Source organism: Aeromicrobium sp. Leaf289 (assembly GCF_001423335.1).
Taxonomy (GTDB): Bacteria; Actinomycetota; Actinomycetes; order Propionibacteriales; family Nocardioidaceae; genus Aeromicrobium.
Genome location: NZ_LMNK01000003.1, coordinates 71,537 through 86,407, shown reverse-complemented (window position 1 = coordinate 86,407; position 14,871 = coordinate 71,537). Strand labels below are relative to the sequence as shown.

12 protein-coding genes and 1 other RNA gene are annotated in these 14,871 nt (G+C 72.4%); 9 read left to right on the top strand and 4 right to left on the bottom strand.

Features of this window, described 5'->3' with window-relative positions; translation table 11 throughout:
* The first annotated feature begins 35 nt into the window (after positions 1-35).
* The 5 genes from smpB to ssrA all read left to right on the top strand — a co-directional run bounded on the left by smpB (position 36) and on the right by ssrA (position 4,214).
* A complete protein-coding gene (gene smpB / locus ASF37_RS11500) occupies positions 36-512 on the top strand; it encodes an SsrA-binding protein SmpB (protein ID WP_055968797.1) in 477 nt (158 codons plus the stop codon).
* Entirely contained in the window at positions 512-1,387 is an 876-nt protein-coding gene (locus tag ASF37_RS11495; RefSeq protein ID WP_056574336.1) for an amidohydrolase family protein, read from the top strand. The genes smpB and ASF37_RS11495 overlap by 1 nt, the downstream gene beginning before the upstream one ends.
* The gene (locus ASF37_RS11490; RefSeq protein WP_055968793.1) at positions 1,384-2,760 is read left to right on the top strand and encodes an MFS transporter; all 1,377 of its coding nucleotides are present in this window, start codon (positions 1,384-1,386) and stop codon (positions 2,758-2,760) included. The genes ASF37_RS11495 and ASF37_RS11490 overlap by 4 nt, the downstream gene beginning before the upstream one ends.
* 82 nt (positions 2,761-2,842) lie before the next feature.
* A complete protein-coding gene (locus tag ASF37_RS11485; RefSeq protein ID WP_082481188.1) occupies positions 2,843-3,655 on the top strand; it encodes an endonuclease I family protein in 813 nt (270 codons plus the stop codon).
* Between the two features lie 188 nt (positions 3,656-3,843).
* Positions 3,844-4,214, top strand: a transfer-messenger RNA (tmRNA) gene (gene ssrA / locus ASF37_RS16910).
* A gap of 263 nt (positions 4,215-4,477) precedes the next feature.
* Here ssrA and ASF37_RS11480 read toward each other — a convergent pair.
* Positions 4,478-5,080 (bottom strand): hypothetical protein, encoded by a 603-nt coding sequence (locus tag ASF37_RS11480; protein WP_200931224.1) that lies wholly within the window; start codon positions 5,078-5,080, stop codon positions 4,478-4,480.
* 149 nt (positions 5,081-5,229) lie between these two features.
* On the opposite strand from ASF37_RS11480, the gene ASF37_RS11475 reads away from it, so the two are divergent.
* Positions 5,230-6,078 carry an alpha/beta fold hydrolase gene (locus ASF37_RS11475; RefSeq protein WP_056580666.1) on the top strand — a complete coding sequence of 283 codons (849 nt, stop codon included), beginning with the start codon at positions 5,230-5,232 and terminating at the stop codon, positions 6,076-6,078.
* 16 nt (positions 6,079-6,094) lie between these two features.
* Complete coding sequence (locus tag ASF37_RS11470; RefSeq protein WP_055968788.1) at positions 6,095-6,391, top strand: 4a-hydroxytetrahydrobiopterin dehydratase; 297 nt, start codon at positions 6,095-6,097, stop codon at positions 6,389-6,391.
* A gap of 26 nt (positions 6,392-6,417) precedes the next feature.
* On the opposite strand, the gene ASF37_RS11465 is transcribed toward ASF37_RS11470, so the two are convergent.
* Positions 6,418-7,038, bottom strand: a complete 621-nt coding sequence (locus ASF37_RS11465; RefSeq protein ID WP_056580663.1) for a vitamin K epoxide reductase family protein — start codon at positions 7,036-7,038, stop codon at positions 6,418-6,420.
* Positions 7,039-7,154: 116 nt separating this feature from the next.
* On the opposite strand from ASF37_RS11465, the gene ASF37_RS11460 reads away from it, so the two are divergent.
* The gene (locus ASF37_RS11460) at positions 7,155-8,627 is read left to right on the top strand and encodes an NAD(P)/FAD-dependent oxidoreductase (protein ID WP_200914432.1); all 1,473 of its coding nucleotides are present in this window, start codon (positions 7,155-7,157) and stop codon (positions 8,625-8,627) included.
* A gap of 25 nt (positions 8,628-8,652) precedes the next feature.
* Entirely contained in the window at positions 8,653-9,303 is a 651-nt protein-coding gene (locus ASF37_RS11455) for a DUF998 domain-containing protein (protein ID WP_055968784.1), read from the top strand.
* Here ASF37_RS11455 and ASF37_RS11450 read toward each other — a convergent pair.
* Both ASF37_RS11450 and ASF37_RS11445 read right to left on the bottom strand, forming a co-directional pair.
* Positions 9,272-10,051 carry a DNA-formamidopyrimidine glycosylase family protein gene (locus ASF37_RS11450; protein WP_056552245.1) on the bottom strand — a complete coding sequence of 260 codons (780 nt, stop codon included), beginning with the start codon at positions 10,049-10,051 and terminating at the stop codon, positions 9,272-9,274. The two genes, ASF37_RS11455 and ASF37_RS11450, sit on opposite strands and share 32 nt — an antisense overlap.
* Positions 10,052-10,116: 65 nt before the next feature.
* A complete protein-coding gene (locus ASF37_RS11445) occupies positions 10,117-14,850 on the bottom strand; it encodes an ATP-dependent helicase (RefSeq protein WP_235499991.1) in 4,734 nt (1,577 codons plus the stop codon).
* Positions 14,851-14,871: the final 21 nt, after the last annotated feature.

The window sequence follows — 14,871 nt, the reverse complement described above, 5'->3', positions numbered from 1 at the left end:
CGAGGACGTCGGGTCCGACCCCCTAGGATGGGTCGGTGGCCAAGGAGACCGGGCGCAAGCTCATCGCGCAGAACAAGAAGGCGCGCCACGACTACCACATCGAGGACACCTACGAGGCCGGACTGGTCCTCACGGGGACCGAGGTGAAGTCGTTGCGTGCCGGTCGCGCGTCCCTGGTCGACGGCTTCGGCGAGATCGCGAACGGCGAGGCCTGGCTGATCCAGGTCCACATCCCGGAGTACAGCCAGGGCACGTGGACCAACCACGAGACCCGGCGTCGCCGCAAGATGCTGCTGAACCGCCAGGAGATCGACAAGATCGAGCAGCGCATCCAGGCCAAGGGCCTGACGATCGTGCCGCTCGCCCTGTACTTCCTCGACGGTCGCGCGAAGGTCGAGATCGCGCTGGCCCGAGGCAAGAAGCAGTACGACAAGCGGCACGCGATCGCCGAGCGGCAGGCGAAGGCCGACGCCCAGCGCGAGATCGGACGCAAGATCAAGGGCATCCGGTAGTGACGCTGTCCGACGCCGACCTCCCGGGGTTGGCCGACGACCTCGGGCTGCCGGGCCTGTTCGACGTGCACGTGCACTTCATGCACCCGAAGGTGCTCGCCAAGGTGTGGGCCTACTTCGACGCCGCGGGCCCCCTGCTCGGTCGTGCGTGGCCGATCGCGTACCGGGGGAGCGACGAGGAACGCGTCGAGCAGCTGCGTGCGATGGGCGTCAAGCACTTCTCCGCCCTGTCGTACGCGCACCGGCCCGGGGTCGCGGCCTTCATGAACGAGTGGACGCTGGGCTTCGCCGACCGTGTGCCCGAGGCGTTGCGCTCGGCCACCTTCTACCCCGAGGTCGAGGCGGCGTCCTACGTGCCGGGGCTCGTGGAGGGTGGGGTCGAGGTCTTCAAGGCCCACCTGCAGGTCGGCGACTTCGCCGCCGACGACCCGCTCCTCGACCCCGTGTGGGGCACGCTCGCCGAGAGCGGCACCCCCGTGGTGCTGCACGCCGGTTCCGGGCCCGCCCCGGGCACCCACACCGGGCCCGACGGACTGGCCCGGGTGCTGGACCGCTTCCCGGGCCTGCGGATCATCGTGGCGCACCTCGGCATGCCCGAGTACGCGGCGTTCCTCGACCTCGCCGACGCCCACCCCGACGTCCGCCTCGACGTGACGATGGCGCTCGTGGACTTCTGGGACGGCCCGCCACCGGTCGACGTCGCGCCCAGGCTCGCGGACCTGGGTGACCGGATCCTGCTGGGCACCGACTTCCCGAACATCCCGTACCCCTACGCCCACCAGGTCGAGGTGCTCCAGCGGCTGGACCTCGGCGAGGACTGGTTGCGGCGGGTGCTCTGGCGCAACGGCGCCGAGCTGTTCGGGTACACCTCGTGAGGCTCGACTCCGCCGCGGGACGGTGGCTCGTCGCTGCGATGGTCCTCGGCACGGGGATGGCGTTCCTCGACGGCTCCATCGTCAACCTGGCCCTGCCCGCGATCGACGGGGACCTCGACGCGGGCGTGGCGGGTCTGCAGTGGACGGTCAACGCCTACACGCTCACCCTGGCCGCCCTCATCCTCGTCGGTGGCTCGCTCGGCGACCGGTGGGGCCGACGTCGGGTCTTCCTCGTCGGCGTCGTGTGGTTCGCCGTGGCGTCCTTGGCCTGCGCGCTCGCGCCGACGATCGAGGTGCTCGTGGCGGCTCGGGGGCTGCAGGGGGTCGGCGGGGCCCTGCTGACGCCGGGGAGCCTCGCGATCATCTCGGCCTCGATCCACCCCGACGACCGAGGTCGCGCCATCGGCCTCTGGTCGGGCCTGGCCGGCGTCACGACGGCGCTCGGCCCGCTCGTCGGCGGCACGCTCGTCGATGCCGTGGGCTGGCGATCGGTCTTCTGGATCAACCTGCCCCTGGCCGCTGTGGTCGTCTGGGTCACGTGGCGGCACGTCCCGGAGTCGACGGGTGCGCAGGAGCGGCTCGACGTCGAGGGCTCGCTGCTGACGGTCGGCACCCTGGCCTTCCTGACCTACGGACTGGTCCAGCAGGAGTGGGTGCCGAGCCTCGTCGGCCTGGCCCTGCTGGTCGCCTTCGTGGTGCACCAGTGGCGCGCTCCGCACGCGCTCGTGCCGCTGTCGTTGTTCGCCGACCGCGTGTTCACGGCGGCGAACATCTGCACCTTCGCCATCTACGGCGCGCTCAGCGGGTCCATGTTCCTGCTGGTGCTGCAGCTGCAGTACGTGGCCGGGTACTCCCCGCTCGAGGCCGGCCTGGCGACGCTGCCCCTGACCGTGCTCATGCTGCTGTTCTCCTCGCGGGCGGGTGCCCTGGGCCAGCGGATCGGACCCCGTGTCCCGATGACCGTGGGGCCGCTGCTGTCGGCGGCGGGCCTGCTGCTGTACCTGCGCATCGGTGCCGATGCGAGCTTCTGGCTCGACGTGCTCCCCGGAGCGGTGCTCATGGGGCTCGGCCTCACCCTGCTGGTGGCGCCGCTCACCACGGCGGTGCTCGCTGCCGCACCGGACGACCAGGCCGGCATCGCCTCGGGCATCAACAACGCGGTCTCGCGGACGGCAGGCCTCCTCGCGGTGGCCGCGATCCCGCCGCTCGCGGGCATCGCGGGGCCGGACTTCGCCTCGCCCGACGTCTTCGGGCCGGGCTTCCGCGTCGGCACCTGGATCTGCGTCGGGCTGCTCGTGGTGGCTGCAGGCTGCGCCGCTGCCCTGGTGCACGGACGCTCGGCCGACCCGGACCGCGCCCCGACCTCCGCGTAGCCGCCCGCCGAGCGTGACGATCGGGTGAACGTCCGGTCGCAGGTCTGGTCACGGGACGACCCGATGGTGTGGGGTGGTGCCCATGACTCGACTCGGGGGAGCCGGGCGGGGGTGCGCGGCCACGAGCCGGCGCACGCCCCGACACGCCGGCCTGGCCATCATCATCACGCTCGTCCTCGCCGTGCTGCCGCGGGCAGCCGACGCCGCACCGGAGCCCGGCTACTACGACAGCGCTCAGGGCCTCAGCGGCGCGGCGCTGAAGGACGAGCTGCACGACATCATCTCGGTGCAGACGCGGATCTCGTACTCGGCCGTCTGGGAGGCCCTGAAGGTCACCGACCAGGACCCCGCCAACAGCAACAACGTGAAGCTCTTCTACTCGCAGGTCTCGCGCTCGAAGTCGGCGAACGGCGGCAACGTCGGCGACTGGAACCGCGAGCACGTCTGGCCGCAGTCGCACGGGGACTTCGGGACGTCGACCGGCCCCGGCACCGACCTGCACCACCTGCGTCCTGAGGACGTGCAGGTGAACGGCACCCGCGGCAACAAGGACTTCGACGCGGGCGGGTCGTCGGTGAGCGGCTGCTCGTCGTGCCTGACCGACGGTGACTCGTTCGAGCCGCCGGCCGCGGTGAAGGGCGACGTAGCGCGCATGGTCATGTACATGGCGGTGCGCTACGAGGGCGGCGACGGCTTCGCCGACCTGGAGGCCAACAACCAGGTCAACGGCACGACGCCCTACCTCGGCCGGATCTCGGTGCTGCTGCAGTGGCACGCGCAGGACCCGCCGTCGGCGGCGGAGCAGCGCCGCAACGACCTCATCGACACCCGCTACCAGGGCAACCGCAACCCGTTCATCGACCACCCGGAGTGGGCGCAGTCCGTCTTCGGCTAGAGCCGATCCGGCCGTAGGGCCCGCCACCGCCCGCATCGGTGGATGCGCAACCGCAGGAGTCCTGCTGACGTTGCGCATCCACCGATGGTGGGGTCCGGTGGCGCGAGGAATGCGCGGTGTCGTCGCGCGGTTGTACAGTGATGGAGACACCGTGCCTGTGAAGGTGGGTGTCGGTTGACAACTCAAGAGGGGCTGATCGGTTTCGACTTTGGTCGTTCGACTCAGGAGAAGCGGGTAGAGAACGCGACGTCATCTCTTTAACGTTCGTCGCAAACCACAAGTGCCGATTCCAAGCGCACTGACTTCGCCCTCGCTGCCTGACAGCGACTGGTGAAGGGCAGACCCGGGAGCGTCCCCGTCCCGGATCGTCTGTCTCATCTAGGGGACTTGCTGATCGCGTAGCGTCACGTGACGCGATCGGGACTTTTTCGTGACTGAGCCTGTTGGTGACGTGTTCGTCCGAGCACCAGGGCTGAGAAAAGCGACATGACGCACTGCACCCGGAGAAGACCTGACTCAGCGCCAAAGGACCCGGGTTCGATTCCCGGCAGCTCCACGCAACGCGAAGACCCCCACTCGACACGCTCGAGTGGGGGTCTTCGTGGTCTGTGGGGGTCTTCGCGTTGCGTGAATCAGGCACCGTGAATCGAGTGGGCCCCACCCCCTCGCGCCGAAGGCGCCCTGCGGAGGGATCCCGGCAGCTCCCCACCCGTCCATGCCAGGCCGCGCACCGCGTGACCGTCCCGCCTCAGGACACCATCTTCCAAATCGCTCGGGAGGACGGACGATGGCGTCCCGAAACGCAGGAGCAGTCAGCGACCGTCAGGACGCGGCGTCAGCCTTCGGCCCACCCGCACCACGCCCACCCGGGCCACCCGGCCCCGGCCCACCGCCCAGCAGCTCGGCGTCGTACGCCTTGAGCACCGACGTCTTGTCGGCCTTCGTGAGGGTGCCGTCCTCCACGGCGGCGTCGAGACGCTCGACGAGGGCGGTGCGGCTCTCGGCCTGACGCTCCTCGCGGTCGCTCTCGGCCTGCTTCTCGGCGGCCGCCAGCGCGGCCGTCACCTTCGCCTCGGAGACCTCGAGCTCCTTCGCGAGAGCCTTGGCGAGGGCGGCCTGGCGGTCGGCTCGCTCCTCGTCGGAGGGCGGGGTCGGCTTCTCGCCCTCGGCGGGCGCGTCGGGGCGCAGGTCCTCCCGGACGGCGGCGAGCGCGTCCTCGACGTCGGACTGCTCCAGGTCGAGCTCCTCGGCGAGCGTCTCGGCGAGGACGCCGGGTCCGCCGCGATGACCGCCCGGGTGGGCGCTGGAGCTCGCGGTGCTCCCGGCGGTGTCCTCGGCGGACGCGACGGCGATGCCGCCGGCGGCCAGTCCGGCTCCGGCGACGATGCCGGCGATGCCGATGCGTGCTGCGGTCGAGCTGTTCATGGTGTCTCTCTCCTCGGTGGTGCGGACCTCGTCCACGGTGGCTGTCCACCCTGTGGTGAACCTGTGGTCGGGGTCTGCGGAGGCTGGGCGTCCACGCTCGTGGAGCGCGAGGCGCTGGCGCCGACGCGTACCGTCGGTATGCTCGCGGCATGTCTCCTGCGCGACGCATCCACACGTACTCCCACGACGGTCTGACGTTCGACGTCACCGACACCGGGCCGATCGGGGGAGACCCGGTGGTGCTGCTGCACGGGTTCCCGCAGAAGGCGACCTCGTGGGAGCGGGTGAGCGAGCTCCTGCACGCGGAGGGGTACCGCACGATCGCCCCCGACCTGCGCGGCTACTCCCCGGGGGCCCGCCCCCGTGGCCGCAAGGCCTATGCCGGTGACCTCATCGCCGCCGACGTGGCCGCGCTGCTCGAGATCGTCGGCAGGCCCGTGCACCTCGTGGGCCACGACTGGGGATCGGCCATCGGCTGGTACGTCGCCGCCTCCCGACCCGAGCTCCTGCAGTCCTGGACGGCGGTCTCGGTCCCGCACCCGGCCGCCTTCATGGCGTCGATGCTGCGCAGCACGCAGCTGCTGAAGTCCTGGTACATGGGCTTCTTCCAGCTGCCGGTCGTGCCCGAGCTGGTGCTCACGCGGGCGAAGGGGGTCCGGGAGCGCGCCCTCGCCCACGCGGGCATGGACCGTGGGCTCCGTGAGCGGTTCCAGGCCGAGATGATCGACGGCGGTGCCCTGGCCGGTGGCCTCGGCTACTACCGCGGCCTCCCGTTCTCGATGAGCTCGGTGCAGGGGAGGGTGCGGGTGCCCACGACCATGGTCTGGAGCACGGGCGACGTGGCCCTCGGCCGCAAGGGGGTCGACCTCACGCCCCAGCACGTGGACGCGCCGTACGAGCTCGTCGTCCTGGAGGGGGTCAGCCACTGGATCCCCGACCACGAGCCGCAGGTGCTGGTGGACGCGATCACCCGACGGGCTCGCGCCGTCGCGGCCTGACGCGTACGGTCGGGGCATGGACGAGCCGTTCGACCCCGCGCGCGTGACCCAGGCCCTCGAGCACCTGCCCGGCTGGTCCGGCGACGTGTCGGGGCTGACACGCACCTACACCTTCGACGGCTTCGCGGCCGCGATCGCCTTCATGGCCGCTGCTGCACCGCGCATCGACGAGATGGACCACCACCCCGAGTGGACCAACGTGTACGACCGCGTCGAGGTGCGACTCAGCAGCCACGACGTCAGTGGTGTCAGTGGTCGTGACGTCCGCCTGGCCGAGGTGCTCGACGAGCTGGCCGGCGACGCCGCACGGTAGGTCGCCCGAGACCCAGGCAGCGGGCCTCAGGCCCAGAGGTTCTCGCCGAACTGGAACCAGATGGCCGCGATGACGGCGACGTACCAGAGCACGACCACGAGCAGCGTCCAGTTGCTGAGGAACCGGGTCACGGCCGAGCCGGGCGCGAACGCGCGAAGGTTGCGGGCGGTGACCAGCACGAACAGCGGGATCATCATCGTCCAGACGACCATGCACCAGGGGCACAGCTTCTCGATCTCGTAGATGCTCTGGTACTGCAGCCACGTCACGAACCCGATGCCGAACAGGACGCCGACCTGCAGGCCTGCCCAGATCCAGCCGGGCAGACGCACGCCGGACGCGAGCAGCACCCCGAGGGTCAGCACCACGGTGAACCCGACGATGCCGATGATCGGGTTCGGGAAACCGAACGCCGAGGCCTGGTCGGTGTTGATGACGCCACCGCAGCTGACGAAGGCGTTGAGGTCGCAGTTCAGCGCCGTGCTCTCGCCGGCCGCCTCGGCGGTCAGGAACTTCACCTTGTCGATGGTCAGGATGATCGCGGCAGCGAGGCCCACGGCACCGCCGACCAGCATCATCCATCGGGGGTCGCGGACCTCGAGGGCGTCGAGGTCCTCGTCGCTTTCGGTCTCCAGCACGTCGCTCACGCCTCGATCGTAGGCGACCGATGGTCGCGGGGCGGGTGACGTCGTCGTGACTCCTTGACGCGGCGGCATACTCGCCGTACGGTTTCGGATACCGTCAGTATCTGAGAGGTGTGGACATGGAGCACGTCGACGTCGTCATCGTGGGTGCGGGGCTGTCCGGCATCGGCGCCGCCCACCGCCTGAGCACCATGAGCCCGGGCAGCAGCTTCACGATCCTCGAGGCCCGCGACGCCATGGGCGGCACGTGGGACCTGTTCCGCTACCCGGGCGTGCGGTCGGACTCCGACATGTACACGCTGAGCTACCCGTTCCGGCCGTGGACGGACCGCAAGTCCATCGCCGACGGCGGCGACATCCGCGCCTACATCCGCAGCACCGCCGACGAGCACGGCATCGCCCGGCGGATCCGCTACGGCCACCGCGTCGTCGCAGCCAGCTGGTCGTCCGCGGACGCCCGGTGGACGCTCACCAGCGAGGTCGACGGCACGCTGGTCGAGCAGACCTGCTCGTTCCTGTTCATGTGCAGCGGCTACTACGACTACGACGAGGCCTACACGCCGGACTTCCCCGGTCTCGAGGACTTCACCGGGACGGTCGTGCACCCGCAGTTCTGGCCCGAGGACCTCGACTACCGGGGCAAGAAGGTCGTCGTCATCGGCTCCGGCGCCACGGCCATCACGCTGCTGCCGTCGATGGCCGAGGAGGCCGAGCACGTGACGATGCTGCAGCGCTCGCCCACCTACATCACGTCCCTGCCCGGCGAGGACGCCGTCTCGGCCGGGCTGCGGAAGGTCCTGCCGGCAGGCCTGGCCCACCGGGTCACCCGCGTCAAGAACGCCACGGTGGCCATCGGCTTCTACGAGTTCTGCCGCCGCTTCCCGAGCGCGGCCAAGAAGATCCTGCTCACGCGTGCCGGACGGTCCGCGCCCGACGGCTTCGACCCCAAGCACCTGACCCCGCGCTACGACCCGTGGGACCAGCGGCTCTGCGTGGTGCCGAACGGCGACCTCTGGCGCACGCTGCGGCGCGGGAAGGCCTCGATCGTCACCGACCACATCGACGGGTTCGACGAGACCGGCATCCGGCTCACGTCGGGCGATCACCTGGACGCCGACGTCGTGGTGACCGCCACCGGGCTCAAGGTCGTGGCGCTCGGCAAGGTCGCGATCGACGTCGACGGCGAGAAGGTCGACCCGAACGAGCGGTTCGTCTACAAGGGACTGATGATCAGCGGCGTCCCGAACCTCGCCTGGTGCATCGGCTACACGAACGCCTCCTGGACCCTGCGCGCCGACCTGTCGTGGCAGTACGTGGCACGGCTGGTCGAGCACATGCGCAGCCACGGCTACGCGGCGGGCACGCCCGACCCGCAGGGCGCGAAGGGGGAGACCGCTCCGGCCCTGGACCTGCAGTCCGGCTACGTCCAGCGGGCTGCGGGCGTGCTCCCGCAGCAGGGTCGCGAGAAGCCCTGGACCGTGCGCCAGAACTGGTTCCTCGACGCCTGGGACAACCGTCGCACCGACCTCGACGAGGCGATGGTCTGGACGAGGCTCGACGAGACCTCGCGGCAGTCGGCCCAGGCCTCCTGACGACGACCGCCACTAGGGTGGGCGCGTGCGCCTCGACCAGCTGATCCTGCGGTCCGCCGCCTCCGCCCTGCTCCTGCTCGTGGCCGTGGTCGTGCTGGCCTCGCCCGGCGACGTGGTCGACGTCCCCGTCGACCAACTGCTGCTCGGTGACCTGGCGCTGCTCGTGCGGATCGTGGCGGGCGCGACCGGGGTGCTCGTGGTGCTGTCGGCCGGCACCGTGGGGCGGGCGCTCGACCCCGAACGGCGTCGGCGCGCCGTGCCGGTGCTGCTCGCGGGGTTCGGTGCCGCACTCGTGGTCTTCGCTGCCAGCACGCCCGACCCCGACGTCGCGGCGGCGGCCGGCGCGCCGCTCGTGGCCGCCGAGCCGTCGACCTCGGCCGCGGTCAACACGCTGGCCCTGCTGCTCGCCTCGACCCTGCTGCCGGCCGTGATGATCGTGCAGGCGGTGCGCTGGCGACGCGACGACGAGACCCGACGGCTCGCCACGACGGCGTTCGTCGCGGTGGTGGCGTCGCTGTGGGCGCACTTCGCCTTCTCGCTCACCGAGGACGGCACCCTGGGTGCCGCAGGCCTGTGGCAGCGACTGGCCTTCGCGACCGCGTGGGTGTGGCTGGCCGTGCTCCTGCTGGGACTGGCCGGTCGGCTCACGTCTGGCAGTGCGGGCACCAGAACGTGATCCGCTCACGGCCGGGCTCGTCGCCCAGCTCGCCGTGGTGCAGCGGCGTGCCGCACCGGCGGCACCGGGCGTGCTCGCGGCGGTAGACCCAGCGATCCTCGCCGTGCCGGGTGCTCCCGGTGAACGTGCGCTCCACCCGCGCCTTGTTGACGTCGAGCAGCCGGTGCCCGCGGTCGATCACCCGCGCGACGTCGGGGACCTCGCCCACCGGTCGCGTGGGCAGGAGTCCGGACAGGAAGAGCAGCTCGTTGACGTACTCGTTGCCCAGGCCGGCCAGGTTCCGCTGGTCGAGCAGCGCCACGAAGATCGGGCGCTCGGGATCGGCCGACACCCGGCGCGTGGCCTCGGCGAGGTCCCAGTCGGGACCGAGCAGGTCGGGGCCGAGGTAGGCGAGCGCGTCGTCGTCGTGCTCGCGCCGGAGGACCTCGAGCAGCCCGAGGGAGAAGCCGATGGCCTGGTGCTGCTCGGTCTCGAGCACGATCCGCGCCGTGTGCGCCGGACGCCGCCACCGGCTGCCCCGCCGCAGCACGTGCCAGGCGCCCTCCATCTTCAGGTGGGAGTGGATCGACGCGTCACCCACGCGGATCAGCAGGTGCTTGCCACGGCTCAGCACCTCGTCGACCGTGCGACCCGACAGGTCGAGCGTGGCCCACTGCGGCACCCGCACGTCGGAGCGCACCAGCTCGCGACCCTCCAGCACCTCGCGCAGGTGGTGCGCGGTGCGCCAGACGGTGTCACCTTCGGGCATCGGCGACCTCCTGTCGTCGATCGAGGTGGTCTGGCGGGGGTGTCACGCCTCGCCCGGTATCCCCTTCAGGCATGGCTGGACCGTCCGGCCGACGGCGACCGGCGGGCGGTGTCGCTGCCGCGTCGCAGGTCGAGTCGCAGGCCCTTGGGGTGGCGCTCGAAGCCCGCGGCCAGCAACGCCCCGCCGGTGGGGCTGGAGCCGGACGGGCGGCCGTTGACCGACTCCACGGTGAGGCGGGGGATGCGGCCGGAGCGGCCGAGAGCCGCGAGGGCGTGGGCGGCGCGGGCGAGCACGTCGGCGTCGTCGGTGAACGCGAGGCACGAGCGCCCGCCGCGCTCGACGTACAGCACCACACGGCCGTCGTGCAGCGCGACCAGCGCGCCGGCCTTGCGGGCGGGGCGGTGCTTCAGGTCGTCGGCGGGGTCGATGATGGCGGGCCACGGCAGGGCGGCCCCGAACGGCTGGGCCGGGTCGGTGGCGGCCAGCACCACCGCGTCGACGTCGGCACGCTCGTCGTCGGGACGCTCGAACGTGCGCATCCGGTCGACGGTCGCCACCGACGCGAACTGCGCCGCGCCGAGGGAGTCGATGTAGTAGCCGCGCAGCACCGAGCCGTTCTGCTCCAGCTCGCGCAGCACGCGGTAGGCCCCGGCGAACCCACCGGGCGTCTGCTCCGCCACGACCGCACCGCGCGTGACCACGCCGTGCCGAGCCACGAGCGCCTCGGTGCGCGCGACCTGCAGCGCCGCCTGCTGCTGGGGGTCGTCGCCCGGCCGCTCGACGGCGAACCATCGGCCCGAGGCGATCGGCGGACCGAGACGTGCGGCCCGGGGCGAGGCCGCCATGCCGCGTCGCGCCCTCACCCGAGCGCGCGGGGTGGAGCCGCCACGCGAGCGGTGCGCGCCGCGGCCGCCGAGGCGCGCACGCACCGGCGCGTAGGAGTCGCCCGCGACGCGACCGGACCAGACGAGCTGCCACAGCGCCTCGACGACGGCGTCGTCGCCCGGGGGCTTCTCGTCGGCCGCCAGCGCCTGCGTGAGCTGGCGGAAGAGGTACGCGCCGCCGTCGTCGAGGAGCTCCAGCAGACGCAGGCCGAGCGCGTCGGGCTCGACCGGGTCGCGGCGGGCCGGCAGCACGAGGTCGGCAGGGTGCAGCTGCACCCAGCCGTCGCTCCCGGCGAGCGTGCCGGCGCCGGTCCACACGACCTCGCCCGCCCCGAGCAGCTCGTCGAGCTGGGCGGGGGAGTAGTCGCGCACCCGGCTGGGGAGCACGAGCGACTCCCAGGCCGACGCGGGCAGCGGCACGCCGGCGAGCTGGTCGACGACGGTGAGCACGCCGTCGAGTCCGCGCAACGACCCACCGACCTCCTGCCACGACGGGAGGAAGCGGGCGAACGTGCGCGGGTCGACCGGCTCGATCTGCTGGCGGGCAGCGGCGAGCGAGCGGCTGCGCAGGCGACGCAGCACCTCGACGTCGACGTGCTCGGTGCCCGACGCGCCGGGGCGGAACTCGCCCTCGACGAGCCGGTCGTCGCGGGTGAGGCGGGAGAGGACGTCGAGGACCACGGCACGGCCGAGCCCGAACCGTGTGGCCACCTCCTCGGCCGTGAACGGACCGTGGGTGCGGGCGTACCGAGAGACGAGGTCACCCAGCGGGTCGGCCACCTGCTGCAGGAGGGCGTCGGGGATGCCCAAAGGCACCACCACGCCCAGCGCGTCGCGCAGACGGCCGGCGTCCTCGACCACCACCCAGCGCGGCTCGCCCGCCACCGGCAGCTCGACCACGCGCCGCGCGTCCTGGAGCTCCTTGAGCGCGGGGACGGCGTCGTCGACCAGGCGGGCGTCGACCTCCGCCGTGGTGAGCGGGCCCAGCAGGCGCAGCAGGTCGGCGGCACCCTCGGTGCCCTTGAGGCGGCGGTCGTCGGCGAGCCGCTGCAGCTCGGCCTCGGTGCGCTCGAGCACCTCGGGGTCGAGCAGCTCGCGGAGCTCGGCCCGGCCCAGCAAGTCCGACAGGAGCGTGGGGTCGAGGGAGAGCGCGGCTGCTCGCCGCTCCGCGAGGGGCGTGTCGCCCTCGTACAGGAACGTGGCCACGTAGCCGAACAGCAGCGTGCGGGCGAACGGGGAGGCGGTCGAGGTCTCGACCTCCACGATCCGCACCTCCTGCTGCGCCACCCGCTCGGCGAGCGTGGTCAGGGCAGGCAGGTCGTAGACGTCCTGCAGGCACTCCCGCGCCGTCTCGAGCAGGATCGGGAAGTCCGGGTGCTCACGCGCGACGTCGAGCAGCTGGGCCGCGCGCTGGCGCTGCTGCCAGAGCGGGGCGCGTGCGCCGGGGTTGCGTCGAGGCAGCAGCAGGGCGCGCGCCGCGCACTCGCGGAACCGCGACGCGAACAGCGCGGACCCGCCCACCTCGGCCGTGACCACGCGCTCGAGGTCGTCGACGTCGAGGACGAAGAGGTCGGCCCCCGGGACCTCGGTCCCGTTGCCGTCGCCCGCGTCGTCGGGCGCCCACGGGGAGGAGGTGTCGGGGATGCGCGCCACGATGCCGTCGTCGGTGGCGACGACCGAGCCGTCGACGCCGTAGCGGTCGAGCACCCGCGCGGCGACCACGAGCGCCCACGGTGCGTGCACCCGTCGTCCGTAAGGCGAGTGGAGCACCACCCGCCAGTCGCCGAGCTCGTCGTGGAAGCGCTCGACCACGAGCGTGCGGTCGGTGGGCAGCGTGGGCATGGCCTCGCGCTGCTCGTCGAGGAAGGCCATCAGGTTGAACCGGGCCCGCTCGTCGAGGTGCTCGGGAGCCGTGCCCTCGCTGACCCGACGCACGAAGGCGCCGATGGCCTCGCCCAGCTCGGCCGGCCTCCCGGCGGCGTCGCCACGCCAGAAGGGGAGCCGAGCCGGCTCGCCGAACGCCGGGGTGACGATCACCCGGTCGTGGGTGATCTCCTGGATGCGCCAGCTCGTGGCGCCGAGCGCGAACACGTCGCCGACCCGCGACTCGTAGACCATCTCCTCGTCGAGCTCGCCGACCCGCTTCGACGGTCCCTCGTCGATGCCGTCGGCCAGCACCACGGCGAACAGGCCGCGGTCGGGGATGGTCCCGCCGCTCGTGACGGCGAGGCGCTGGGCGCCGGGACGGCCGGTGATGGTGCCGGCGTCGCGGTCCCACACGACGCGGGGCCTCAGCTCGGCGAAGCGGTCGGAGGGGTAGCGACCGGCGAGCAGGTCGAGCGTGGCCTCGTAGGCCGAGCGGGGGAGCGCGGCGAACGGGGCCGAGCGACGGACGACGTCGAACCAGGCCTCGACCTCGAGCGGCTCCAGCGCGCAGGCGGCGACCGTCTGCTGGGCCAGCACGTCGAGCGGGTTGGCGGGCACCGACAACCGTTCGATGGCACCCTCGCGCATCCGCTCGGCCGTGACGGCCGCGCCCACGAGGTCGTGTCGGGTGGTGGGGTAGACGAGGCCACGGGAGACCTCGCCCACCTGGTGGCCGGCGCGGCCGACCCGCTGCAGCCCGCTGGCCACCGACGGCGGCGTGGACATCTGCACGACGAGGTCGACGGCGCCCATGTCGATGCCCAGCTCGAGGCTCGACGTGGCCACGACGCACCGCAGCCGACCGGACTTGAGGTCGTCCTCGATGAGCGCTCGCTGCTCCTTGCTGACCGAGCCGTGGTGCGCGCGGGCCAGGGCGCCGACGCCGTCGGGGTCGCGGGAGTCGACGCTGCCGCGGCCCGAGGTGGTGCCGCTGACCCCGCCGACCGAGGCGGGCGGGAGTCGGCTGCCGCCGGAGGTCTCGGACCTGGCCTCGCGGTCGGACCACAGCTCGTTGAGGTGGGCGGTGAGCCGCTCGGCCTGACCACGCGAGTTGCAGAACACGATGGTCGAGCGGACCGACAGGATGCGCTCGACCACGTCGTGCTCGATGAACGGCCAGATGCTGCCGCCGTTGTCGTCCTGCAGAGGGTCGCTGATCGAGCGTGCCCCGGAACCCTCGTCGCGCACGACCTCGTCGGCGTCGGTCGACGGGGGCCGGGACAGCTCGGTCATGTCGTCGAGCGGCACCACGACGTCGAGCTCGAGGCGCGACGGTGACGGTGGCGCCACGACGTGCACCGGCGCCCGTCCGCCGAGGAACCGGGCGACCTCGTCGTGCGGGCGGACCGTGGCGCTGAGCCCGACCCGCCGGGCCGGCTCGTCGAGCAGGTCGTCGAGCCGCTCCAGCGACAGGGCCAGGTGGGCGCCGCGCTTGGTGCCCGCCACGGCGTGGATCTCGTCGATGATCACCGTGTCGACGCCGCGCAGGGTCTCGCGCGCCGCCGACGTGAGCATGAGGAAGAGCGACTCGGGGGTGGTGATGAGGATGTCGGGGGGACTGGTGACCAGCGAGCGGCGGTCACGTGCCGACGTGTCGCCCGAGCGCACGCCGACGCGGACGTCGGAGAACGTGTCGCCGCGGCGCGCCGCCACCTGCGTGATGCCGACGAGGGGCGAGCGCAGGTTGCGCTCGACGTCGACCGCGAGCGCCTTGAGCGGCGAGATGTACAGGACGCGGGTCCGACGCTCCTTCTCGGGCGTCGGCTCGTGCAGCAGCCGGTCGATCGCGGACAGGAACGCCGCGAGGGTCTTGCCCGAGCCCGTGGGCGCCACGACGAGGACGTTCTTGCGCTCGGCGATGCCCGCCCAGGCCTCGGCCTGCGCCGGCGTGGGGGCGGAGAACGCACCCTCGAACCACTCCCGCGTGGCAGGCGCGACCGTGCTGAGTGGATCGCTCCCCGGTGCAGGGGCGCTCGACGGGTCGGACACCGGTCCATCGTGGCAGCCACC